This window comes from Thioalkalivibrio sp. ALJ16 (assembly GCF_000377345.1).
Taxonomy (GTDB): domain Bacteria; phylum Pseudomonadota; class Gammaproteobacteria; order Ectothiorhodospirales; family Ectothiorhodospiraceae; genus Thioalkalivibrio.
Genome location: NZ_KB898052.1, coordinates 40,411 through 60,798, shown reverse-complemented (window position 1 = coordinate 60,798; position 20,388 = coordinate 40,411). Strand labels below are relative to the sequence as shown.

The following is a 20,388-nucleotide window of genomic DNA, read 5'->3' as shown; positions in this document are numbered from 1 at the left end:
TCTCCCGCTCCAGCGCCTTCAGGCGTGCGCGCTCGCTGTCGGACAGCGCCGAGGCATCGTCCCGCTCGCGCTCCGCGCGGCGGACCCACAGCCGCAGCGTCTCCGGCGTGCAGCCGATCTTCGGCGCAATGGACTGCATCGCCGCATGCTGCGACGAATACTCCTCCTGGTGTTCCCACACCAGCCGCACCGCCCGTTCCCGGACCTCCGGGCTATACCGTGTCATCTCACTCATCGCTCTATCCTCCCAAGGATCAGAGCCTCCGGAAAAGTCGGTACGGTTCAAAAGGACCCAAAGAAGGGCACCCGGATTTCGCCCGGGAACCTTGCTCCAGGGCTCTCGGGCCGGCGGCGCTGAACTCGCTACGCTGCGCTTCGCTCAGACATCCAGCGCCTTCTCCCGGCCCGAGAACCCTTCCGCAAGGGGCTCCATACGGGAGACGAAGGTCAAAACAGAAGGACTTCCAGACCGGCGACAGCACAACGGGCACTGCAGCCTGAAAGCCCCCGGCGCCCGCTTGCGGGCGCGGCACGCAACGGCCAAAGGCCGAGCGTGCCCAGGATGTCCGAAGACCCAGCCTTCATCCACTGGCAATCTTGTTGGGATCGCCGTTGTTTGGACCTGCCTCCCCGTTGTCGTCGCGCCGAGCGGAGAGGGTTTTCGCGGGAGAAAAGGCGCTGGATGTCTGAGCGAAGCCGAAGGCGTAGCGAGTTCAGCACCGCCCGCGAAAAGCCTCGGAGCGAGGGAAACCCCGGCCCGCGAAGCGGGCCGGGGTCGCGGCCGTCGGGCGTGTTTCTTGGTGACTTCTTTGCACGAGCAAAGAAGTCACTCGGGGCGCGCTGGCGAGTCAGCGCCTGGCAGTATGCGGACCGGAGGCACGTAAACACCGGATCACGAACCAGGACCAGCCACCACGAGGCAGGCGGCCGGGCGAAGGCACCAGAAGGCCGGAGCAGCTCCGCCGCCGGTCGACGGAATCAGGCGTTGGCGCGCCAGCGGCAGGTGCCGCCGGCTGCCTCGTCGAGGGTCTGCAGGAGCGCCTCGTGCGCCGCCTGCTCCTCCGGCGTCGGCTCGATCACCGGAAGCGGCTTGCCCGAACGCCGCGCCTGCACGGGCCCGGCCGCGGCGTCGCCATCACCCCCGGCATCCAGCGTCAGCGCTACCTGCCCCCCGGTCATCGCCAGGTAGACATCCGCCAGCAGCTCGGCATCGAGCAGCGCCCCGTGCAGGGTGCGCCCGGAGCCGTCCACCTCGTAGCGCTTGCACAGCGCATCCAGGGAGTTGCGTGCCCCGGGGTGCATGCGCCGCGCCATCACCAGCGAATCCAGCACGGTGCAGACCTCGGCCACCTCGGTCGCCGGCGCCGCATCCCCCAGCAGACGCAGCTCGTGGTTGATGAAGCCGACATCGAACGGCGCGTTGTGGATGATCAGCTCGGCACCACGGATGAAATCGACGAACTCTCCCGCCACGTCGACAAAGCGTGGCTTGTCGGCGAGGAATTCGTTGGTGATCCCGTGCACCTCGATCGCACCGGCGTCGATCTCGCGGTCCGGCTGCAGGTACTCGTGCAGCTTGCGGCCGGTCGGCCGGCGGTTATCCAGCTCCAGGCAGCCGATCTCGATGATGCGGTGGCCATCGGAGGGCTCCAGGCCCGTGGTCTCGGTGTCCAGCACGATCTGGCGCATCGCGTTGCCTCTCAGTTCTCGATGGGTTCGCCGGCCAGCAGGGCATCAATACCGATGTTGGCCAGTTCGTCGGCGCGCTCGTTCTCCGGGTGGCCGCTGTGCCCACGCACCCAGTACCACTCGATGTCATGGCGTGCGGCCTCGGCATCGAGCGCTTCCCAGAGGTCGCGGTTCTTCACCGGGGAACCACTGGCGGACTTCCAGTTGCGGCGCTTCCAGCCCGGAAGCCACTCGGTCACGCCCTGCTTCACGTACTTGGAGTCCGTCACCAGCTCGACCTTGCAGGGGCGCTTCAGCGTCTCCAGGGCACGGATCGCGGCCGTCAGCTCCATGCGGTTGTTGGTGGTCTCGGCCTCGGCGCCGTAGAGCTCGCGCTCGGTCCCGCGATAGCGCAGGATTGCACCCCAGCCGCCCGGCCCGGGATTACCGCGACAGGCCCCGTCGGTATAGATGTAGACACGCTCGTCAGCCATTGGATCGGCGGACTCCGGAATGAGGGGAGCGCGAGGATACCAGTCCCGGCCGCGGGGCGGGATCAGGCAGCGCAAACCGGAAGCGCCGGGCCGGGCGCAGCGGCATGTCCACGCGTTTGTGGGCGACGGTCAGAATCATGCTGGCCAGCGGTGGCAGGCCGCGCAGGGTCCAGGCGTCCATGGTCGCCAGGCGCTTTTGCCAGGCGGCGGGTAGTCCCGGCGGCAGCAGGCTCAGACTCCACTGATCCAGCACATCGAGGTCCGCCGCCTCCAGCAGCTCGCGATACTGGCGCCGGCGCAGCCCCTCGGGCAGCGGCGAGGCGCGGACACCCTGACGCCCGGCATGCTGCAGGCGGTTGCCCTCCAGCAGGAACACGTACCCCTCGGGCGCCAGCACCCGTGCCGCCTCGGCGATCACCGCGCCCGGGTGGTCGCTCTGGGCGCAGGGGTGGGCGAGCACGATACGCCGGGCGCAGCCGGATTCCATCGGCCAGGCCTCCGGCGCCATGCGCAGTACCGGCTGGGCGGGGACAACACGCACCAGCGGCGCCTGCACGGCGTCCTTCTCCTCCAGGATCGGCACCGGCGCCAGCTCCACCGCCAGGTCGCCGGGGCCGGGATCGCCATAGCGCCGAATCCGTTCCAGGAAGCGCTCGCGGACCCTCCGCCCCTGCGGCTGGGCATACCAGTGCGCCAACCAGTTCAGGAACAGGCCTTGGTGATCCCCCATCTCTGGTTTATCCTCCAGCGCCATGACATCACGCCTCCGCAAGCGGCTGCAGGCCGCCCTGATCCTCAGCCTGACGGCCCTGTTCGCCTCTGCCTGTAGCCTACACGACTCCGGGCGCACGCTGGATACCGACCAGGCCGACCAGCCGATCGTCGAACCCCGCACGACCGAGGACGTGCAGGCGGCCATGCAGCGCCAGCGCCGCGATGCCGCGCAACGCGCCCTGGAGACTGACGACCTGTGGGAGCGGGCCCGACTCGGGTTCGGCTTCAACGAGGCGCTGGACCACGAGCGCGTGGGGCGCTACATCGACCACTACCGCGACCATCCGCGCATCATCGAGCATGCCACTCGGCGCGCGGAGCCGTTTGCCTACTTCATCCTGTCCGAGATCGAGGCGCGCGACATGCCCGCCGAACTCCTGCTGCTCCCAATCGTGGAGAGCGGCTTTGTCGCACAGGCGACCTCGGGCAGCCGCGCCGCCGGGATCTGGCAGTTCATGCCGGCGACCGGCGACTATTTCGACCTGACGCGCGACCACTGGTATGACGGCCGCCGCGACGTCTACAAGTCCACGCTCGCCGCCCTGGACTACCTGCAGGCGCTGCACCGCCGCTTCGACGACTGGTACCTGGCCCTGGCCGCCTACAACTACGGGCAGGGGAACATCCAGCGCGCGATCAACCGCAACGCAGCCCGCGGCGAGCCCACCGACTACTGGAGCCTGGATCTGCCGGCCGAGCCGACCGCGTACATCCCGCGCCTGCTCGCCCTGCGCCAGCTTTTCCTGGAACCGGACGCCCACGACATCGCGATTGCCCCCATCGCCAACCAGCCAGCCCTGGAGATGATCGAGCCCGGCCGTCAGGCGGACTTCTCGCTGATTGCCGAGCTGGTGGACATGGACACCGAGACCCTCAAGCAGCTCAACCCCGGCTACCACCGGCATGCCACCCATCCCGGGGGCGCACAGCACCTTTTCGTGCCGCGCGAGGTCGTGCCGATACTGGAGACGGCGCTGGACGCGCGCGAGGATGAACCGCTGATCCGGTTCCGCGAGTACACCGTGCGCAACGGGGACAACCTCGGGCGCATTGCCGAGCGCGCCGGGACCCGGGTCGCCGTGCTGCGCGACATGAACAACCTTGATGGCGACATGATCCGCGCCGGGCAGACCCTGCGCCTGCCCGCCAGCGCCCCCGAGGACGAGCCGCTGCGCGTGGCCAGCGTCGACACCGCCGCCGCCGAGGACTACGAGGTCCAGCCGGGCGACAGCCTGTGGCACATCAGTCAGCGCACCGGCATGTCGATCGGCGCGCTGCGCACCGCCAACGGGCTGGAACCGGACGCGATCCTGCGACCGGGCGACACCCTGAAGGTGGTGCGGGCCGACCCCGACCGCGGGCCCGACGGCCAGCGCATCGAATACGAAGTGCGTCCGGGCGACTCCCTGTCAGCCATCGCCCGCCGTCATCAGGTCAGCATCCGCGACCTGCGCCGCTGGAACAGCCTCAATGGCGACGGCATCCGCGCGGGCGAGACCCTGACCTTGTACCTGGCCAGCGCCGATCAGGAGGCCATCGCCCAGGGCGACGCCTGAATCGACACTCCCCACAAAGACACGAAACGGGCAAGGTCAGGGGACTTCACAGGAAGACAGGAAGGTCCGAAGGAATCCATGCCGCCAAGCGGCGCCGAGCTCGGACGGTAACCGGGCCAGCCCGGCCCATCCTGTCTAAAGCCTTCTATCCTTCCACCCTTCCTGTGAAATCCCTTGACCTTGCCCGTTTTCGTGCCTTCGCTGTGGCTCGCTGGCGATCCGCAGCCGGCGAAGCGCATGGCGACCGGCGGCAAAGACCGCGACTGGATTACACGGGGGTATCGGATTCCCGGGGTCTGGGGCGAGTGGCCTCCGGGTCCAGCCCCGCGGCCCGGAAAAGCTGCTCGAAGCGCCGCTGCGGCAGCTGCAGGCGCAGCTGGATACCCCCGTCCGGCGCGGTCTGCTCGGCCTCCACCGCCTTCTCCCCGTACAGCTGCGCGCGCAGCCGCCCCGCGGCGGCCGGGAGCTCCACCCAGCCCTCTACCATGGCCTCGGTGAAAGTCTCGGCCAGACGCTGCTCCAGCCGCTCGACCCCCTCGCCGGTGCGGGCCGACAACCAGAAGGCGTCGTCCGCGAGCCCGAAGCGCTGGTCCGGATCCTCGGCCGGGTTTTCCAGCTGGTCGATCTTGTTGTAGACCCGCCAGCACGGGACATCCTCGGCACCGATCTCCTTGAGCACCTCCTCGACCTGGCGGATGCGCGCCTCGCGCTCGGGATCGGCGGCATCGATCACATGCAGCAGCAGGGCCGCCTCGCGGGTCTCGGTCAGGGTGGCCTTGAAGGCCGCGACCAGCTCGTGCGGAAGATCGCGCACGAAACCGACCGTGTCCGCCAGGATCAGCGACTGGTGCGGCGCCAGGTCCAGCCGACGCAGGGTCGGGTCCAGGGTCGCGAACAGCTGGTCCGCCTGGTAGACACGGGAGTGCGTCAGGCGGTTGAACAGGGTGGACTTGCCGGCGTTGGTATAGCCCACCAGCGAGACCGTGGGGATCTCGTTGCGCAGGCGCGCCTGGCGGCCCTGCTCGCGGGTGCGCTCGACCTTCTCCAGACGCCGCTCGATGTGCTTGATGCGTCCGGCCAGCAGCCGGCGGTCAGTCTCCAGCTGGGTCTCCCCCGGGCCGCGCAGGCCGATGCCGCCCTTCTGCCGTTCCAGGTGGGTCCAGCCGCGCACCAGGCGCGTGGACATGTGCCGCAGCTGCGCCAGCTCCACCTGCAGCTTGCCCTCATGGGAACGCGCACGCTGGGCAAAGATATCGAGGATCAGGCCGGAGCGGTCCAGCACCCGGCACTGCAGGTGCTTCTCCAGATTGCGTTCCTGGCTGGGCGACAGCGCGTGGTTGAAGATCACCACGTCGGCCTCGAACGCCTGCACGGCCTCGCGGATCTCGTCCGCCTTGCCGGCCCCGACGAACAGCTTGGGATGCGGACGGTCACGCGACCCGCGCACCACCGCCCGGACCTCGGCGCCGGCCGAGCGCACCAGCTCGTCGAATTCCTGTACCTGGGCCTCGATATCGGGGTTGTCCCCGATGTTCAGCGCAACCAGGACCGCGGCATTGCCAACGGCGGCATCACCGCCACTCTCGGGACGTTCAAACAAGCTGGTGCAGACCTCCGCTCATGTTCAGGCGTCGTCCCCGGCCGAGGCCGCCTGCTCGTTCTCGTTGTTCATGTTCACCTGACGGGCCGGGACGATGGTGGAGATCGCATGCTTGTAGACCATCTGCGACACCGTGCTGCGCAGCAGAACCACGAACTGGTCGAAGGATTCGATCTGCCCCTGCAGCTTGATCCCGTTCACCAGGTAGATCGAGACCGGGATCCGGTCCCGACGCAGCGCATTCAGGAAAGGTTCCTGCAACATTTGCCCTTTGGCCATCGGTGCATTCCTTGATCGTTATTATTGGCGCCCGGCCCATCCGGCGTCTGCCCACTCGACGCTTTCCAAGCCTTTGTGAAGCGTAGCATACCGGCCGCCGCCCGCCGCCCGCCATGCCTGCCCGGCGTTAGCTGTGATCCCGCGACGGCGGGTCCGACGCAGCCGCCACCGCCCGGGTGCCCGCGGCCGTGCGAATCGCTGCCAGGGTCTGCGCCAGATCCACCCCCTCGGCCGCCAGACGGGCATGCAGCGGGAAGCGGCGCAACCCGGTGAGCTGGCGCTTGGCGAGCTGGCGGGTGGCCGCAATGGCGCGCTCGCGGAAGGTCGCGAAGTCGTACTCCCCGGCCAGCCATGCCCAGCCCTGGCGATAGCCGACTGCCCGCTGCGAGGGGTGTTCCGCGGTCAGGCCGGGACGCCGGGCGAGCGCCATCAGTTCGTCGACAAAGCCGGCCTCCAGCATCGTGTCGAAGCGTTGAGCGATGCGGCGGCGCAGGCGGTCGCGATCCTGCGGCCACAGCGCGAGCGAGACCCAGTCCGCGGGAACCTCCGGCGCCGCTCCACTCTGGAAGGAGGACAACGGCCGGCCGGAGGCGGCAAAGACCTCCAGGGCGCGCAGGATACGCTGCGGATCGTTCGGGTGGATCCGTGCCGCCGCATCCGGGTCGACACCCGCCAGCTCGGCGTGCAGGGCCGCGGAACCCGCATGGTCCAAACGCGCTCGCACCTCCGCGCGCACGGCCTCCGGCACTGGCGGGATCGGGTCGAACCCGTCCAGCAAGGCCCGCAGGTACAGCAATGTGCCTCCCGCCAGCAGGGCCACGCGGCCACGCGCGTGGATGGCGGCGATCGCGGCACGCGCATCCCGGGCAAAATCGGAGGCGTTGTAGGTGTCCTCCGGGTTGCGGACATCCAGCAGGTGATGCGGGACCCGGGCGCGCTCACCGGCATCCGGCTTGGCCGTGCCGATATCCATGCCGCGATAGACCAGTGCCGAATCGACGCTGACGATCTCCGCGTCCAGGGCCTCCGCCAGCGCCAGCGAGAGCGCCGTCTTGCCTGCCGCGGTCGGCCCGGCCAGCATTACCACCGGCGGCCGCTCGGGCCCGAACCCGTCCGGCGCGGACACGGCGTTCAATGCACGCGCCCGGGCCGCGCAGCGCGGCCGCACCGGGGCGCCAGCGCAGGTACAACCATGGCTCGGCGCTGCCTCACCGCCCGCGCAGGAACAGGCGATCCAGCGCCTGATGATCCAACTCGACCCAGGTGGGCCGGCCATGGTTGCACTGGCCGCTGCGTTCGGTGGCCTCCATATCGCGCAGCAGCTGGTTCATCTCGGGGAGGGTGAGACGGCGGCCGGAACGCACCGAGCCATGGCAGGCGATCGTGCCCAGCACGGCATTCATCGCGCCCTCGGCCCGGTGGCTGTAACCGACCGCCGCCAGGTCCGCCAGCACGTCGCGTACCAGCTGGGCGGTATCCTGACCGCGCAGCAGGGCGGGGGCCGCGCGCAGCACCAGCGTCTCGGGGCCCGCCCGGTCGAGTTCGAAGCCGAGCTCGCCCAGCACCTCGGCCTGGGTCTCGGCCAGTTCCGCCTCGGCCGGGGTAACCTCGAGGTTCTCCGGCACCAGCAACGGCTGCGAAGTGACGCGCGCGCCTTCCCATTCGCGCTTGAGGCGCTCGTAGGTGATGCGCTCGTGGGCAGCATGCATGTCCACCACGATCAGCCCGCGGGCATTCTCGGCGAGGATAAAGGTCTCGGCCACCTGCCCCAGGGCAAAGCCCAGCGGCGGCATCCCGTCGCCGTCCGGGCCCGGATCGGGCGAGGTCGCGGCAGCGCCGACCGCTCCCACGGCATAACGGTCCGGGCGGGCCTCGGCGACCGCGGGGGCGCCGCGAAACTCGGCCCAGGCCGCCTGAAAGTCCGGGTCACGAGACGGACGCGAAGACTCCCGGAATCCGGCCCCGGCACCGGAACCAGCCAGCCCCAGCCCGGACAGCCCGCGCTCCTGCCCGGGCGGCGGGGCCGCGATGCGCCCCCCGGGCACTCCCCCCGTCACCGGCACGGCCGTGGCATGCCCGGCATCACCCGGACGCAGGGCCGCCAGCGCCTTGTGCAGACTGTGGAAGATGAAGTCATGCACCATCCGCGATTCCCGGAAGCGGACCTCCTGCTTGGTGGGATGGGCATTGACATCCACCTGCGTCGGATCCAGCTCCAGCTCCAGCACGAACATCGGATGACGTCCGTGGTAGAGCACGTCCTGATAGGCCTTGCGCACCGCGGCAGCCAGCACGCGGTCACGAATCGCGCGGCCATTGACGAAGAAGTACTGCTGGTCGGGCTGCGCGCGGGACTGGGTCGGGGCGCCCAGCCAGCCGGACAGGGCGAGCCCGGCGCGCTGTTCGTCCACCGCAGTCGCGTGTTCCAGAAATGCCTCGCCAAGAAGGGCGCGCACCCGCTCCGCCGGGTCCCGGGCCGCCGGCAGGTCCAGGGTGACACGGTCGTTGTGACGCAGGCTGAAGGCTACCTCCGGACAGGCCGCCGCCTGGGTCCGGATGACGCCCTCGCAGTGGTTGTACTCGGTGCGTTCGGTACGCACGAACTTGCGCCGCGCGGGGACGTTGAAGAACAGATCCCGCACCTCGACCGTCGTGCCCACCGGATGCGCCGCCGGGGCAGCCTCGCGAAACACGTCGGAGCCATCTCCGGTCAGCCGCCAGCCGTTGCGCTCGCCGTCCACCATCGAGGTCAGGGACAACCGCGACACGGAGGCGATGGAGGGCAGGGCCTCGCCGCGAAACCCCAGCGTATGCAGGGCCTCGAGGTCATCCATGCAGGTGATCTTGCTGGTGGCGTGACGCGACAGCGCCAGGGGCATCTCGTCGCGATAGATCCCGCTGCCGTTGTCGCTGATCTGGATCAGCCGGACGCCACCCTGCTCTAGACGCACGTCCACCCGCGTCGCACCGGCATCCAGGGCATTCTCCAGCAGTTCCTTGACCACCGACGCCGGGCGCTCGATCACCTCGCCGGCCGCGATCTGGTTGATCAGTTGTTCGGAGAGCTTTGCAATCGCCACGGGCGACACCTGGAGACGGGAAACCGGGTGCCTAGCCTAACCGTGCCGGCGCCGCGGTGCCTAGAAAGCGAGCCCGGCAACGATGCAGGACGTGACCGGGTACCGGGCGGGAGTAGAAGTCCTCGGTGGACGCAGGCCTGTGCGCCCACCCACTGACCCCATTCAGGAATCGCGCGGGATCTGCAGGACCTGACCGGCGTAGATGCGGTCGTCGCTCACGTTGTTGGCCGAGCGCAGCTCCGCCAGAGACAGGCTGTAGCGATCGGCGATCCCGGAGAGGGTCTCGCCCGGGCGGATGATGTGCTGGTCCGGCTGCCCGTCCGCGATCAGCGTGCCCGGACGCGCATGGGTGGAGAAGTACGAACGCAGGCCAGTCAGCATCGCATCCGCCAGCGAACTCTGGAAGCTGGCACTGCGCAGCTTGCGTTCCTCCGATGGATTGGAGATGAACGCCGCCTCGACCAGGATGGACGGCACGTCCGGCGAGCGCAGCACCGCAAAGTTGGCGCGCTCCACCTCCGGCTTGCGCACCTTGCCCACCCGGTGCAGCTCGGAAATCATGCGCTCGGCCAGCGTGTTGCTGGCCTCCAGGCTGCCGCTTTGCGCAAGATCCAGCAGCACGTTGGTTAGGGAGTCGTCCTTGCCGTTGATCGGCACCCCGCCCAGGCTCAGGTCGGCCTGGTTCTCGCGCTGGGCAAGGAAACGCGCCGCCTCGCTCGAGGCCCCGCGCTCGGACAGCATATAGACCGAAGAGCCCTGCACGCTGCGGTTCGCGATCGCATCCGCATGGATGGACACGAAGACATCGGCATCCGCCTTGCGCGCACGCTCGATGCGTTCGCGCAGCGGCAGAAAATAGTCGCCGCTCCGGATCATCACCGCCTTCATGCCGCGTTCACTGTCGACGCGCTCGGCCAGGCGCCGCGCGATCTGCAGGACCACGTCCTTCTCGCGGGTGCCTGCCGGGCCGATCGCCCCCGGGTCGTGGCCGCCGTGGCCGGCATCGATGGCCACCACCACGTCGCGCAGATTCTCCTGCGAGCGTCCGCGACGGGCGCCGTTGCTGTTCTCGGCCACGCGCGGGGCGATGGCCTCGCCGGCGTTCAGGTCCAGCACCAGGCGGTGCGGGGCCCCCTGGGCCGGCATCAGCACAAAGCTGCGCGGCTCCACCGGCTTGCGCAGATCGAAGACCACGCGCAGGTCCGAACCATTGCGCGCTGCATGGCGCACGGCCTTGATCGCCGAGCGCGGGTTGTCGCTGATGGCAAGATCCTCGATCGCTCGGGCGTTCTCGAGGTCCACCACCAGGCGGTCGGGGGATTGCAGATGAAACATGGAGTAGTCGGCTTCGCCGTCCATGTCGAAGACCACGCGGGTGGTATCACCGTCCACCGACATGCGGACGCGCTGCACGCCGGTTCGAGCCAGGGCCGGCAGCGGCATACCGACCAGCCCGAGGGCAGTCATGGCGCGCAGCAGCTGACGGCGGCGCAGATTCGGCGATGTTGGTTGGCCCACGGCGATTCCCTTTGTAATCAGGGGGTCTGCCTACATTGTGGACGCTTTTTCTGGAAAAGCAATAGCGATTTTCTCGCCATATGAATTAGATACCACGCCTTTTGCGCGTGTCAGGCCAAGTCTTGGCAGCCCAGACCGGCCTGCTTGAGTGCCTGACGGTAGGGCGCGGCCTGCGGCCCCTCCAGGCGCAGCTCGCGCCCGGCAGCGGTATCCGCGCGGTGCGCCAGACGCACAACCAGATCCGGCGCGGGCAGCCAGCCGGCGCCGCGCTCCGGCCACTCCACCAGCCACAGGGCCCCGTCACCGAAGTCCTCGCGCACGCCCAGATACTCGAGCTCCTCCGGATCACCCAGGCGGTAGAGGTCGAAATGCAGCACCTGGCGCCCGTCCAGGGTGTAGGGCTCCACCAGGGTGTAGGTGGGGCTGCGCACCGCCCCGTGGTGCCCCAGTTGCCGCAGCAGGCCACGTACCCAGGTGGTCTTGCCGGCCCCCAGGTCACCCTCCAGGAACACGATGCGCGGGGCCTCCAGCCGCGCCAGCGCGGCACCGGCGGCCTCGGTGGCCTCAAGGTCGGCCAGTAACAACGGGGCAGGCGCGGCGGTCACGACACGGCCCCGGCCGCGGCCGGCAGGGCCGCGGCGAGATCCCCCGCCAGCATCCCGCGTTCACCGCCGATGCGGTCCCGCGCGATCCTGGCCGCTGCGCAGTGCCAGGCCGCCCCGGTCTCGGCGGCCTGGCGTGCCGCGGTGCCCTGTGCGCGCAGGGCACCAATGATGCCGGCCAGCACATCGCCGCTACCCGCGGTGGCCATGCCCGGATGACCACCCGTCACGCACGTGATCGGGTCTGCCCCGGGGCCGGCGACCAGGGTCCCCGCGCCCTTGAGCAGCACCACCCCGCCCAGACGCTCGGCCAGCGCGCGCACCTGTGCGGGTCGCGCGGCCTCGATACCGGACACGTCAGTTCCCTGCAGGCGGGCCGCCTCCCCGGGATGCGGGGTCAGCACCCAGTCCCGCCCCCGGCGCGGCGCGGCCGCGAGCAGGTTCAGGGCGTCGGCATCCACCACCGCCGGACAGGCGGCGTCCGCGACCGCCAGCCAGAGTTCCCGCCCCCAGGCGTCCTGCCCCAGCCCCGGCCCGACCACCACCGCGTCCACCCGGCGCAGCAGCGCCTGCAGCGGCGCGGCACCGGACACCCCCTGCACCATCAGTTCGGGGCGCTCCAGGTTGGCCCAGGCGGCATGTTCGGGGTGGGTGGCCAGGGTCACCCGACCGGCCCCGGCCCGCAGCGCGGCTGTGGCCGCCAGGCGCGCTGCGCCGGAATACCCCGGGGCCCCGCCCACCACCAGCACGTGACCGCAGTCACCCTTGTGCGCCCCCGGGCGCCGCGGCGGAAGCCCCTCCTGCCAGTCGTCAGGCCCCAGCCGGCGGGCGACCGGGGGTACCGCGGCAACAATCGCGGCGGGCAGCCCGAGGGTGTCGATCTCCACGGCACCGGTGTAGTCCACGGCGGCACCGGTATGCAGCCCCAGCTTGTCCGCGATCAGCGTCAGGGTACGGTCGGCGCGCACGGCGCGGGCGCACACCTGCCCGGTCTCGCTGTCCACGCCCGACGGGACATCGGCCGCAAGAATCGGGCATCCACTTGCGTTCAGGCGCTCCACCAGCTCGCCATAGGCATCGTCCAGCGGCCGCTCCAGACCGATCCCGAACAGGCAGTCCACCCAGACATCGGCCGCCTGCGGATCGAACGCCTCCAGCATCAGCACCTCGCCACCCGCTTCCTGCCAGCGCCGGCAGGCGCGGCGCCCGTCGGACTCGGGCCGCGCCCGCGAGGGCCCGCCATGGACCCGGACCACCAGACCCTCGGCCCGCGCGAGCCGGGCCAGCACGTAGCCATCGCCGCCGTTATTGCCGGGCCCGCAGAGGATCCCGAGGCGCCGCGCCTGCGGCCAGTACCGGCGCAGACCGTCCAGCAGGGCCCGCCCGGCGCGCTCCATCAGTTCGCCAGGGGCCATGCCCGGCAGGGCCATGCCGGCGGCATCCAGGGCGCGCATGCCCGCGTTGTCGAACAGTGCGCTGGTCAACGCTTGTGGGTCGGGTTCATGATTCACGCCATCACCTCCTCCGCGGAAGTCGAAATCGTGCCTGAGCGTCTCGATTCACGCCAATGTGCCGAACTGGCCGGCCGCATCCGGCAGCGCGCACGCGACCTGGGCTTCCAGGGCGTCGGCATCGCGCCCGCCGAGGTCCCGGTGCAGGATCGCCAGCACCTGGACGCCTGGCTGGAGCAGGGCAGCCACGGCGAGATGCACTGGATGGCCGCCCGCGCGGCCCTGCGCCACAAGCCGAATACGTTGTTTCCCGGGGTGCAGCGCATCATCAGCGTGCGCATGGATTACTTCCCCCCGGCCACGCGGCGCCCGGCCATCCAGCTCGCCGAGGGCGATGCCGCCTACGTGTCGCGCTACGCCCTTGGCCGCGACTACCACAAGCTGCTGCGCAAACGGCTGACTGCGCTGGGGCAGTGGATCGAGGGCGAAATCGGGCCGTTCGGCTATCGCGCCTTTACCGACAGCGCGCCGATCCTGGAGAAGGCCCTGGCGGCCCGTGCCGGGCTTGGCTGGATTGGCAAGAACACCAACCTGCTCGCACGCGAGAGTGGCTCGTGGTTCTTCCTCGGGGAGCTGTTCACCGACCTGCCGCTACCAACCGATACCGCCGCCACGGAACACTGCGGCCAGTGCACCGCCTGTCTCGAGGTCTGCCCCACGCAGGCCTTTCGCGGCCCCTACGACTTGGATGCGCGGCGCTGCATCTCCTATCTGACCATCGAGCTGAAGGGGCCCATACCGGAGGATCTGCGACCGTTGATAGGCAACCGCATCTACGGTTGCGACGACTGCCAGCTGGTCTGCCCCTGGAACCGTTTTGCCGAGGTCTCCGTGGAGCCGGACTTCAGCGCCCGGCACGGCCTGGACGCGGCGCGGCTGGTAGACCTTTTTGCCTGGGACGAGGCCGAGTTTCTTGCGCGCACCGAAGGCATGGCGATTCGGCGCATCGGGCATACCCAGTGGCTGCGCAACCTCGCGGTCGCCCTGGGCAATGGACCGGCGACGGTGGCGGCCAGCGCCGCCCTGAGCGCGCGCGCCGACCACCCCTCGGCGCTGGTGCGCGAACATGTCGCCTGGGCCCACCGCCGCCTGCGCAGCCAGGGGTCGCGGGACAACCAGACCGACACGCTCGACCGCCTGACCCACGCCCCCGGCGGGAACGCGACGAATTTCTGAGCGCGGCGGTTGCCACCCGGCGCCCCACGCGCGACACTCGAACGGCAGCCCGCCCACCCGAGCAACCTGCCAGCGGGGCACCACCCCGGCTCGAATCGCCAGGACACCCTCCCAACGCCATGCCCGAACAATCGGACGCCAAGCGCTACCAGCGGATCTTCGAACAGGCGCCCGAGGCCCATCTGGTCCTCAGCCGCAGCGGCGGCATCATCGCCGCCAACCGCGCGGCATGTGACCTGCTGGGCTACAGCGAGGCCGAGCTGATCGGCGGCATTCACGTCACCGACCTCGACCTGAACGCCACCCAGGAAGACGTGGAGCAGGCCCATTCCGCCCCCCGGCAACGCCTGCCGGCCCACTTCGAGAGCCGCTACCGGCGCCGCGATGGCAGCGAGTTCCCGGCCGAGGTGCACATCAATGCGATCCACACCGACGGGGAGCTCGAAGTATTCACCACGGTGCGCGACATCACCCGCGAGCGACAGTCGGTCCAGGCCCTGCGGACCGTCGAGGCCCGGCTAGGGGCGACCGTCCGGCATGCGCCACTGATCCTGTTCGCGCTCGATGCCGAAGGCCTGTTCACGCTGTCCGAGGGCAAGGGTCTCACTGCCCTGGGCCTGCGCCCCGGCGAGGTCGTCGGCCGTGATGTCCGCGAGGTCTATGCCCAGCATCCCGAGATCATCACCGCGGTGGAACGGGCCCTGCACGGCGAGACCTTCGAACTGGAGGTTGCGGTCAACGGTGCCCGCCTGAGCGTGTCCTGGATGCCGCTTCAGGATGCGGGCGGGGTGCTCGGCGTGGCCTGGGACATCACCTCCCTGCGCGCTGCCGAGGCAGCCACCGGGGCCGAGCGCGACCGCCTGCTGACGACCCTGCAGTCGATCGACGACGGGGTGATCACCGCGGATACCGAAGGCCACCTGACCTATCTCAACCCGGCGGCGGAGACCCTGCTGGGCCTGGATGCCGTCAGCGCCCAGGGCCAGCGGGTCGACGACCTGCTGGCCCTGGAAGACACCCGCACCGGCGCCAGCGTTCGGCGCCCGGTCGAGCAGTGCCTGGAGCACGGCGACACCATGGAGTCCCCGGAACGCGTGCTGCACAGGGCCGATGGCGGCACCCGGGTGGTGCGCGTGCTGGCGTCACCGTTGCGGCGCCCGGACAGCGCCCCGCAGGGTGTAGTAATCGTGCTGCACGACCACACCGAGCTGTGGCGTATGACCCAGCAGCTCAATCACCAGGCAACCCACGACGACCTGACCGGACTGTGCAACCGGCGCGAGTTCGAGCACCGCCTGGAGGCGGCACTGGACAACCTGGAGCCGGGACAGACGCCGCACGCGGTGTTCTACATGGATTTGGACCAGTTCAAGATCATCAACGACACCTGCGGACATCAGGCCGGCGACGAACTCCTGCGCGAGCTCTCCGAACGCCTGCGACACCAGATTCGCGAGGACGACACGCTGGCCCGCCTGGGCGGCGACGAGTTCGGGCTGCTGCTGCGTCATTGCCCGCTGGAACGCGCCAGGACCATCGCCGGGAACATCCTCGAAACCGTGCGTGACCTGCGCTTCGCGTGGGAGGGCCGCCGCTTCGATGTCGGGGTCAGTATCGGGCTGGTTCCGGTTGCCCCCCCGGTGCCCACGCTGCCCGAGGTCCTGAGCCAGGCAGACTCCGCCTGCTATGCGGCCAAGGAGGCCGGCCGCAACCGGATCTACGTGTGGCAACCCTCCGACCTGGGACTGCGGCGCCGCCGCGGCGAAATGGAATGGGTGGGACGCATCCGCGCGGCTCTGGAGGAGGAACGGTTCACCCTGTTCGGGCAGGCCGTGCACCCGCTGGCGAATACCGCCATGGATCTTGCCCATGTCGAGGTCCTGATGCGCCTGCGCGACGAGGACGGCCGCCTGGTACCACCCGGGACCTTCATCCCGGCCGCCGAACGCTACCACCTGATGCCCGACATCGACCGCCACGTGATCGACGCCACCTTTGCTCTGCTGGCCCGCCATCGCGCCACACACGGCGAGCGCCCTCAGGGCGAGCCCGCCGTCGCGATCAATCTCTCGGGACAGTCGCTGGCGCAGGAGAGCATGCTGGAGTTCGTGGTCGATCGCCTGCAGCACTACGCCATACCGCCACACAACATCGTCTTCGAGATCACCGAGACCGCCGCCATCAGCCATCACGAGCGCGCCCAGAGCCTGATCCGGGCACTGCGCTACATGGGCTGCCGCTTCTCCCTGGACGACTTCGGCAGCGGGCTGTCCTCTTTCGGCTACCTGAAGAACCTGCCGGTGGACTTCATCAAGATCGACGGCAGCTTCGTGCGCGACATCGCGCACAACGCAGTGGACACGGCCATGGTCACCGCCATCCACCGCGTGGGCCACGTGCTGGGCCTGCGCACCATCGCGGAGTGCGTGGAGTCGGAAGCCACCATGGAGCGCCTGCGTGAGATCGGCCTGGACTTCGTACAAGGGTTCTTCCTGTCGGAACCCACCCCCTTGGAACAGCTGTTGCCCCCGGCGCCCGCGAACGACCCTGCCTGAAGCCGCCACCAACCAATTTCTGAGTGTTTTCCTTGGTTTTTGCCGGCGCTTTCGCGCGCCGCGCAGGGACTTGCTAGCGTGCAGGCAAATCCCAATCGTGAAACCACGCACTCATGCCGTATTCGGAAGAACGTATCACCTCCACGCACCGCTGGTCGGACAAGACCTTCAGCTTCACCACGACGCGGCCGGAGGGCCTGGAGTTCAAGAACGGGCAGTTCGTGACGCTGGGGCTGCGCCCCGAGGGCAAGCTGATCCCGCGTGCCTACTCGATCGTCTCCGAACCCGAGGCCGAGGAACTGGAGTTCCTGAGCATCCACGTGCCCGATGGCGCACTGACCAGCCGCCTGGCCCAGGCCGGACCGGGCGACTCGATCTGGATCAACACCAAGGTCACCGGCTCGCTCACTTTCGACTACGTGCAGCCGGGCCGCACCCTGTACATGCTCGCTACCGGCACGGGGCTGGCCCCGTTCATTTCTCTGATCCGCAGTCCGGAGCTGTTCGAGCACTTCGACAATGCGGTACTGGTGCACAGCGTGCGTACCGTGGAGGAACTGGCCTACCGCGAGGAGATCGAGTCGCTCATCAGCAACCGCCTGCGCTACGTACCGACGGTGACCCGCGAGAACCACGACTTCGCCTGCCCGATCGCGCAGCAGCCGTACGACAACAATCAGCGCGGGGCCGACATGTTCCGCTCCGGCGAGCTCAGCCGCATCCTCAACCTGCCCCCGGCCGACCCGGAGCACGACCGCGTGATGCTCTGCGGCAACCCGGCGATGAACCGCGAGATGAGCGAGTGGCTGGTCGAACACGGCTGGACCCAGACCAACTACAAGGGGGTCGGCAACTTCACCGTGGAACAGGCCTTCGTGACCACGATGTCCGACGCCGACGACTGAGCCCGCTCAGCAGCGCTCAAGTTCCCGCCAGCAGGATCCAGCGCGCCTCGTTGATCCGCTGCAGGGTGGCCGTGTCGCCGCCCCGGTCCGGGTGGTGGCGCTGCGCCATCCGGCGGTACTGGCGGCGGACGCTGTCGGCATCCACGGGGTCGGTCAGCTCCAGCACCGCCAGCGCCTGATCGCGCCGCTGATCGCGCCCCATGCGGGCCCAGAACTCGCCCAGAAGCGCCTCCACCGCGGCCGCATCCATCCGCTCCAGCCGGGCCAGGTCCAGGTAGTAGGCGCGCAGCGGATCGTGTTGCGCCGGCAGGCCCGCCACGCCCGGCCGGGGTCCGCCCGTGACCGGTTCGATGCCGATATCCAGACAGTGAATACGCACCCACTCGCCTTGCGGCAGCAGCCTGTCGCGCAGCCGGTACAGGCAGTGAAACAGCAGGAAGTGGGTCTGGAACAAGCTCAACGGCTCCCGCAGCCGCGCGTCGGCAAAAAGTGCCACCCCGTCGTCGCGCAACTGCGCGATCAGGGCGTGTTCGCTCAGCCCGGATGGGCGCGCCCGCAGGCACCCCAGCACCGGTTCCAGCAGCGCCGCCACCGGCGCTCCGGCCGTGTCATCCGCCTCGATCATGCCTCCGGGAACTCCCCGTCGACATACACCCAGCGCCCGTCCTCGCGGCGAAAGCGGCTGCGCTCGTGCAGGCGCACCCCCTGCCCGCGCACCCGCGAGCGGGCGACGAACTCGACCCAGCCCTCCTGATCCTCCGGCCCGCCGGCCCCGGTCGCGCGGATCGCCAGTCCCAGCCAGCGCTGCTCCGGCTCCAGCGTCAGGGACTGCGGTCGCGTCGCCGCGGCCCAGGTGGCCAGCAGATAGTCCTCGCGCCCCTCGACGAAGGCGGCATAGCGCGAGCGCATCAATGCCTCCGCCGTCGGGGCCGCGGCTGCGCCGTCCAGAAACGGCCCGCAGCAGGCCGTCCGGTCCAGCCCGGACCCGCAGACGCATCCATCCCCCTTGCTGCAACTGGCCTTGCCCACGCGATACCTCCCCTCATCGAAGTCCCCGCCAGCATGCCCGAGCCATTGCCCCGGGTCGAACCCTTACTTTGGGGCTGGTCTTCCGCCCGTGGAAACGTTAGGTTGCGAAAGCACCCAGGGAGATACCGATTCATGGCCAACATCCTGATCATGGGCTGCGGCGATCTCGGCTGCGGCGTCGGAGAACGGCTCGCGGCGGCCGGACACACGGTCTGGGGCCTGCGCCGCCAGCCGGAACGCATCCCGGAACCGATCCAGCCACTGGCCGGCGACTTCGCCCGCGCCGACGCCCTGCCGGACCTGCCCCCGGCGCTGGATACCGTCTATTTCATCGCCACCCCGGGCGAGTTCACCGACGCCGCGTACCGCCGCGCCTACGTCGACGGCCTGCGCAACACCCTGGCCGCGCTGGAGCAGGCCCGCCAGCACCCGCGCCGCATCGTGTTCGTCTCCAGCACCTCGGTCTATGGCGCCGACGACGGGCGCTGGGTGGACGAGACCAGCCCGACCGAGCCCACCCGCTTCTCCGGGCGCTGTCTGCTGGAGGCCGAGCAGCTGCTGGCCGCCAGCCCGTTTGCCGGCGTGGTCGTGCGCTTTGGCGGGATCTACGGGCCGGGGCGCGAATACCACCTGCACAAGGTGCGCGAGGGTATTCGCGGCCAGCACGAGGCGCCGGTCTGGACCAACCGCATCCACCGCGAGGACTGCGTGGGGCTGCTGACCCATCTCTTCCACCTGGACGAGCCCGAGTCGCTCTATCTGGGCGTCGATGACGAACCGGCCCTGCGCCACGAGCTGCTCGGCTGGCTGGCGCAGGAGATGGAACTCGATCCCCCCGGGATGCCGCCGATGCCGGCCGGCGAGGTCTGCGGCAAGCGCTGCCGCAACGAGCGGCTGCATGCCAGCGGGTATCGCCTGCGCTACCCCGACTACCGCACCGGCTATCGCGCGCTGCTCGACCGGCTCGCTACCGCCTGAGTCAAGCCCTCACGCTCTCTGGCTGGACCGGGTTCGGGCCCCGATGTTTAGGTGGTTACGCCTAGCCGCGTGCCTTGTGGTGGCTGGCCATGGTTCGTCGCCTGGTGTTTACGGTGCCTCCGGTCCACATACTGCCGTGCGCTGACTCGCCAGCGCGCCCCGAGTGACTTCTTTGCTCGTGCAAAGAAGTCACCAAGAAACACGCCCGACTGCCGCGACCCCGGCCCGCTGTGCGGGCCGGGGTTTCCCTCGCTCCGAGGGTTTTCGCGGGCGGCGCTGAACTCGCTACGCCTTCGGCTCCGCTCAGACATCCAGCGCCTCTGATCCCGCGAAAACCCTCTCCACTCGGCGCGACGACAACGGGGGGCTCAAGGTCAAGACAACGGCCGCCCCGACGGTCTTACCAGTGGATGAAGGCTAGGTCTTCGAACATCTTGGGCACGCTCGGCCGTTGGCCGTTGCGTGCCGCGCCCGCGAGCGGGCGCCTGGGGCTTTCGGACGGCGATGCGCAAGGTTAGGCAGGTATATTGGGATGTCTCCTGTTTTGACCTTACTCCCCCGTATGGAGCCCCTCGCGGAGGGCGTGATGGGCCGGGAGAAGGCGCTGGATGTCTGAGCGGAGCCGAAGGCGCAGCGAGTTCAGCGCCGCCGGCCCAGCGCGCC

Annotated in this window: 18 protein-coding genes and 2 pseudogenes; 6 read left to right on the top strand and 14 right to left on the bottom strand. The window is 69.5% G+C overall.

All coding sequences use genetic code 11. The features are described from left to right. The 5 genes and pseudogenes from D000_RS0111670 to D000_RS0111655 all read right to left on the bottom strand — a co-directional run. On the bottom strand, nucleotides 1-235 hold a 235-nt coding region (locus tag D000_RS0111670), incomplete at its 3' end, for a transposase (RefSeq protein ID WP_018873709.1). 144 nt (nucleotides 236-379) lie between these two features. Continuing rightward, nucleotides 380-585: pseudogene (locus tag D000_RS14505) on the bottom strand (hypothetical protein). A 393-nt stretch (nucleotides 586-978) separates the two neighbouring features. Next, nucleotides 979-1,689: a DNA polymerase III subunit epsilon gene (gene dnaQ / locus D000_RS0111665; protein ID WP_018873708.1), complete on the bottom strand. Its 711-nt coding sequence runs from the start codon at nucleotides 1,687-1,689 to the stop codon at nucleotides 979-981. A gap of 11 nt (nucleotides 1,690-1,700) precedes the next feature. After that, nucleotides 1,701-2,162, bottom strand: coding sequence for a ribonuclease HI (gene rnhA, locus D000_RS0111660; protein WP_018873707.1), 462 nt, complete (start codon nucleotides 2,160-2,162; stop codon nucleotides 1,701-1,703). Beyond that, nucleotides 2,155-2,916, bottom strand: coding sequence for a hypothetical protein (locus D000_RS0111655; RefSeq protein ID WP_018873706.1), 762 nt, complete (start codon nucleotides 2,914-2,916; stop codon nucleotides 2,155-2,157). The genes rnhA and D000_RS0111655 overlap by 8 nt, the downstream gene beginning before the upstream one ends. Here D000_RS0111655 and D000_RS0111650 point away from each other — a divergent pair. Next, nucleotides 2,915-4,492 (top strand): LysM peptidoglycan-binding domain-containing protein, encoded by a 1,578-nt coding sequence (locus tag D000_RS0111650; protein ID WP_018873705.1) that lies wholly within the window; start codon nucleotides 2,915-2,917, stop codon nucleotides 4,490-4,492. The two genes, D000_RS0111655 and D000_RS0111650, sit on opposite strands and share 2 nt — an antisense overlap. Nucleotides 4,493-4,760: 268 nt before the next feature. On the opposite strand, the gene hflX is transcribed toward D000_RS0111650, so the two are convergent. From hflX to D000_RS0111615, 7 genes are all read right to left on the bottom strand, one after another. After that, a complete protein-coding gene (gene hflX / locus D000_RS0111645) occupies nucleotides 4,761-6,092 on the bottom strand; it encodes a ribosome rescue GTPase HflX (RefSeq protein ID WP_018873704.1) in 1,332 nt (443 codons plus the stop codon). Between the two features lie 24 nt (nucleotides 6,093-6,116). Continuing rightward, nucleotides 6,117-6,371 carry an RNA chaperone Hfq gene (gene hfq / locus D000_RS0111640; protein ID WP_026279962.1) on the bottom strand — a complete coding sequence of 85 codons (255 nt, stop codon included), beginning with the start codon at nucleotides 6,369-6,371 and terminating at the stop codon, nucleotides 6,117-6,119. 127 nt (nucleotides 6,372-6,498) lie between these two features. After that, nucleotides 6,499-7,452, bottom strand: a complete 954-nt coding sequence (gene miaA / locus D000_RS13515; RefSeq protein WP_051074981.1) for a tRNA (adenosine(37)-N6)-dimethylallyltransferase MiaA — start codon at nucleotides 7,450-7,452, stop codon at nucleotides 6,499-6,501. Nucleotides 7,453-7,579: 127 nt separating this feature from the next. After that, nucleotides 7,580-9,451, bottom strand: a complete 1,872-nt coding sequence (gene mutL, locus D000_RS0111630; RefSeq protein ID WP_018873701.1) for a DNA mismatch repair endonuclease MutL — start codon at nucleotides 9,449-9,451, stop codon at nucleotides 7,580-7,582. Between the two features lie 162 nt (nucleotides 9,452-9,613). Next, nucleotides 9,614-10,918: an N-acetylmuramoyl-L-alanine amidase gene (locus D000_RS0111625; protein WP_051074983.1), complete on the bottom strand. Its 1,305-nt coding sequence runs from the start codon at nucleotides 10,916-10,918 to the stop codon at nucleotides 9,614-9,616. A gap of 161 nt (nucleotides 10,919-11,079) precedes the next feature. Further along, nucleotides 11,080-11,574: a tRNA (adenosine(37)-N6)-threonylcarbamoyltransferase complex ATPase subunit type 1 TsaE gene (gene tsaE / locus D000_RS0111620; RefSeq protein WP_018873699.1), complete on the bottom strand. Its 495-nt coding sequence runs from the start codon at nucleotides 11,572-11,574 to the stop codon at nucleotides 11,080-11,082. After that, nucleotides 11,571-13,055, bottom strand: coding sequence for a bifunctional ADP-dependent NAD(P)H-hydrate dehydratase/NAD(P)H-hydrate epimerase (locus D000_RS0111615; RefSeq protein ID WP_018873698.1), 1,485 nt, complete (start codon nucleotides 13,053-13,055; stop codon nucleotides 11,571-11,573). The genes tsaE and D000_RS0111615 overlap by 4 nt, the downstream gene beginning before the upstream one ends. A gap of 18 nt (nucleotides 13,056-13,073) precedes the next feature. On the opposite strand from D000_RS0111615, the gene queG reads away from it, so the two are divergent. From queG to D000_RS0111600, 3 genes are all read left to right on the top strand, one after another. Further along, nucleotides 13,074-14,258, top strand: a complete 1,185-nt coding sequence (gene queG / locus D000_RS0111610) for a tRNA epoxyqueuosine(34) reductase QueG (protein ID WP_018873697.1) — start codon at nucleotides 13,074-13,076, stop codon at nucleotides 14,256-14,258. A 119-nt stretch (nucleotides 14,259-14,377) separates the two neighbouring features. Then, the gene (locus D000_RS0111605) at nucleotides 14,378-16,813 is read left to right on the top strand and encodes an EAL domain-containing protein (RefSeq protein WP_018873696.1); all 2,436 of its coding nucleotides are present in this window, start codon (nucleotides 14,378-14,380) and stop codon (nucleotides 16,811-16,813) included. 113 nt (nucleotides 16,814-16,926) lie between these two features. Beyond that, a complete protein-coding gene (locus D000_RS0111600) occupies nucleotides 16,927-17,718 on the top strand; it encodes a ferredoxin--NADP reductase (protein WP_018873695.1) in 792 nt (263 codons plus the stop codon). 16 nt (nucleotides 17,719-17,734) lie between these two features. Here D000_RS0111600 and D000_RS0111595 read toward each other — a convergent pair whose 3' ends face one another. Together D000_RS0111595 and D000_RS0111590 are read right to left on the bottom strand one after the other, a co-directional pair. After that, the gene (locus D000_RS0111595; protein WP_018873694.1) at nucleotides 17,735-18,343 is read right to left on the bottom strand and encodes a DNA-J related domain-containing protein; all 609 of its coding nucleotides are present in this window, start codon (nucleotides 18,341-18,343) and stop codon (nucleotides 17,735-17,737) included. Beyond that, the gene (locus D000_RS0111590) at nucleotides 18,340-18,747 is read right to left on the bottom strand and encodes a YchJ family protein (protein ID WP_081616674.1); all 408 of its coding nucleotides are present in this window, start codon (nucleotides 18,745-18,747) and stop codon (nucleotides 18,340-18,342) included. The genes D000_RS0111595 and D000_RS0111590 overlap by 4 nt, the downstream gene beginning before the upstream one ends. Before the next feature lie 132 nt (nucleotides 18,748-18,879). Here D000_RS0111590 and D000_RS0111585 point away from each other — a divergent pair, with 132 nt between their 5' ends. Together D000_RS0111585 and D000_RS14500 are read left to right on the top strand one after the other, a co-directional pair. Next, nucleotides 18,880-19,725, top strand: coding sequence for an SDR family oxidoreductase (locus D000_RS0111585; RefSeq protein WP_018873692.1), 846 nt, complete (start codon nucleotides 18,880-18,882; stop codon nucleotides 19,723-19,725). Between the two features lie 410 nt (nucleotides 19,726-20,135). Beyond that, nucleotides 20,136-20,341: pseudogene (locus tag D000_RS14500) on the top strand (hypothetical protein). The last annotated feature ends 47 nt before the right edge of the window (nucleotides 20,342-20,388 follow it).

Coding starts and splice junctions, on each gene's coding strand:
- D000_RS0111625 (WP_051074983.1), bottom strand. CDS start 10,918: ATGACTGCCCTCGGGCTGGTCGGTATGCCGCTGCCGGCCCTGGCTCGA.
- D000_RS0111595 (WP_018873694.1), bottom strand. CDS start 18,343: ATGATCGAGGCGGATGACACGGCCGGAGCGCCGGTGGCGGCGCTGCTG.
- D000_RS0111655 (WP_018873706.1), bottom strand. CDS start 2,916: ATGGCGCTGGAGGATAAACCAGAGATGGGGGATCACCAAGGCCTGTTC.
- D000_RS0111585 (WP_018873692.1), top strand. CDS start 18,880: ATGGCCAACATCCTGATCATGGGCTGCGGCGATCTCGGCTGCGGCGTC.
- miaA (WP_051074981.1), bottom strand. CDS start 7,452: ATGCTGGCCGGGCCGACCGCGGCAGGCAAGACGGCGCTCTCGCTGGCG.
- queG (WP_018873697.1), top strand. CDS start 13,074: ATGATTCACGCCATCACCTCCTCCGCGGAAGTCGAAATCGTGCCTGAG.
- hfq (WP_026279962.1), bottom strand. CDS start 6,371: ATGGCCAAAGGGCAAATGTTGCAGGAACCTTTCCTGAATGCGCTGCGT.
- D000_RS0111605 (WP_018873696.1), top strand. CDS start 14,378: ATGCCCGAACAATCGGACGCCAAGCGCTACCAGCGGATCTTCGAACAG.
- D000_RS0111650 (WP_018873705.1), top strand. CDS start 2,915: ATGACATCACGCCTCCGCAAGCGGCTGCAGGCCGCCCTGATCCTCAGC.
- rnhA (WP_018873707.1), bottom strand. CDS start 2,162: ATGGCTGACGAGCGTGTCTACATCTATACCGACGGGGCCTGTCGCGGT.
- dnaQ (WP_018873708.1), bottom strand. CDS start 1,689: ATGCGCCAGATCGTGCTGGACACCGAGACCACGGGCCTGGAGCCCTCC.
- D000_RS0111600 (WP_018873695.1), top strand. CDS start 16,927: ATGCCGTATTCGGAAGAACGTATCACCTCCACGCACCGCTGGTCGGAC.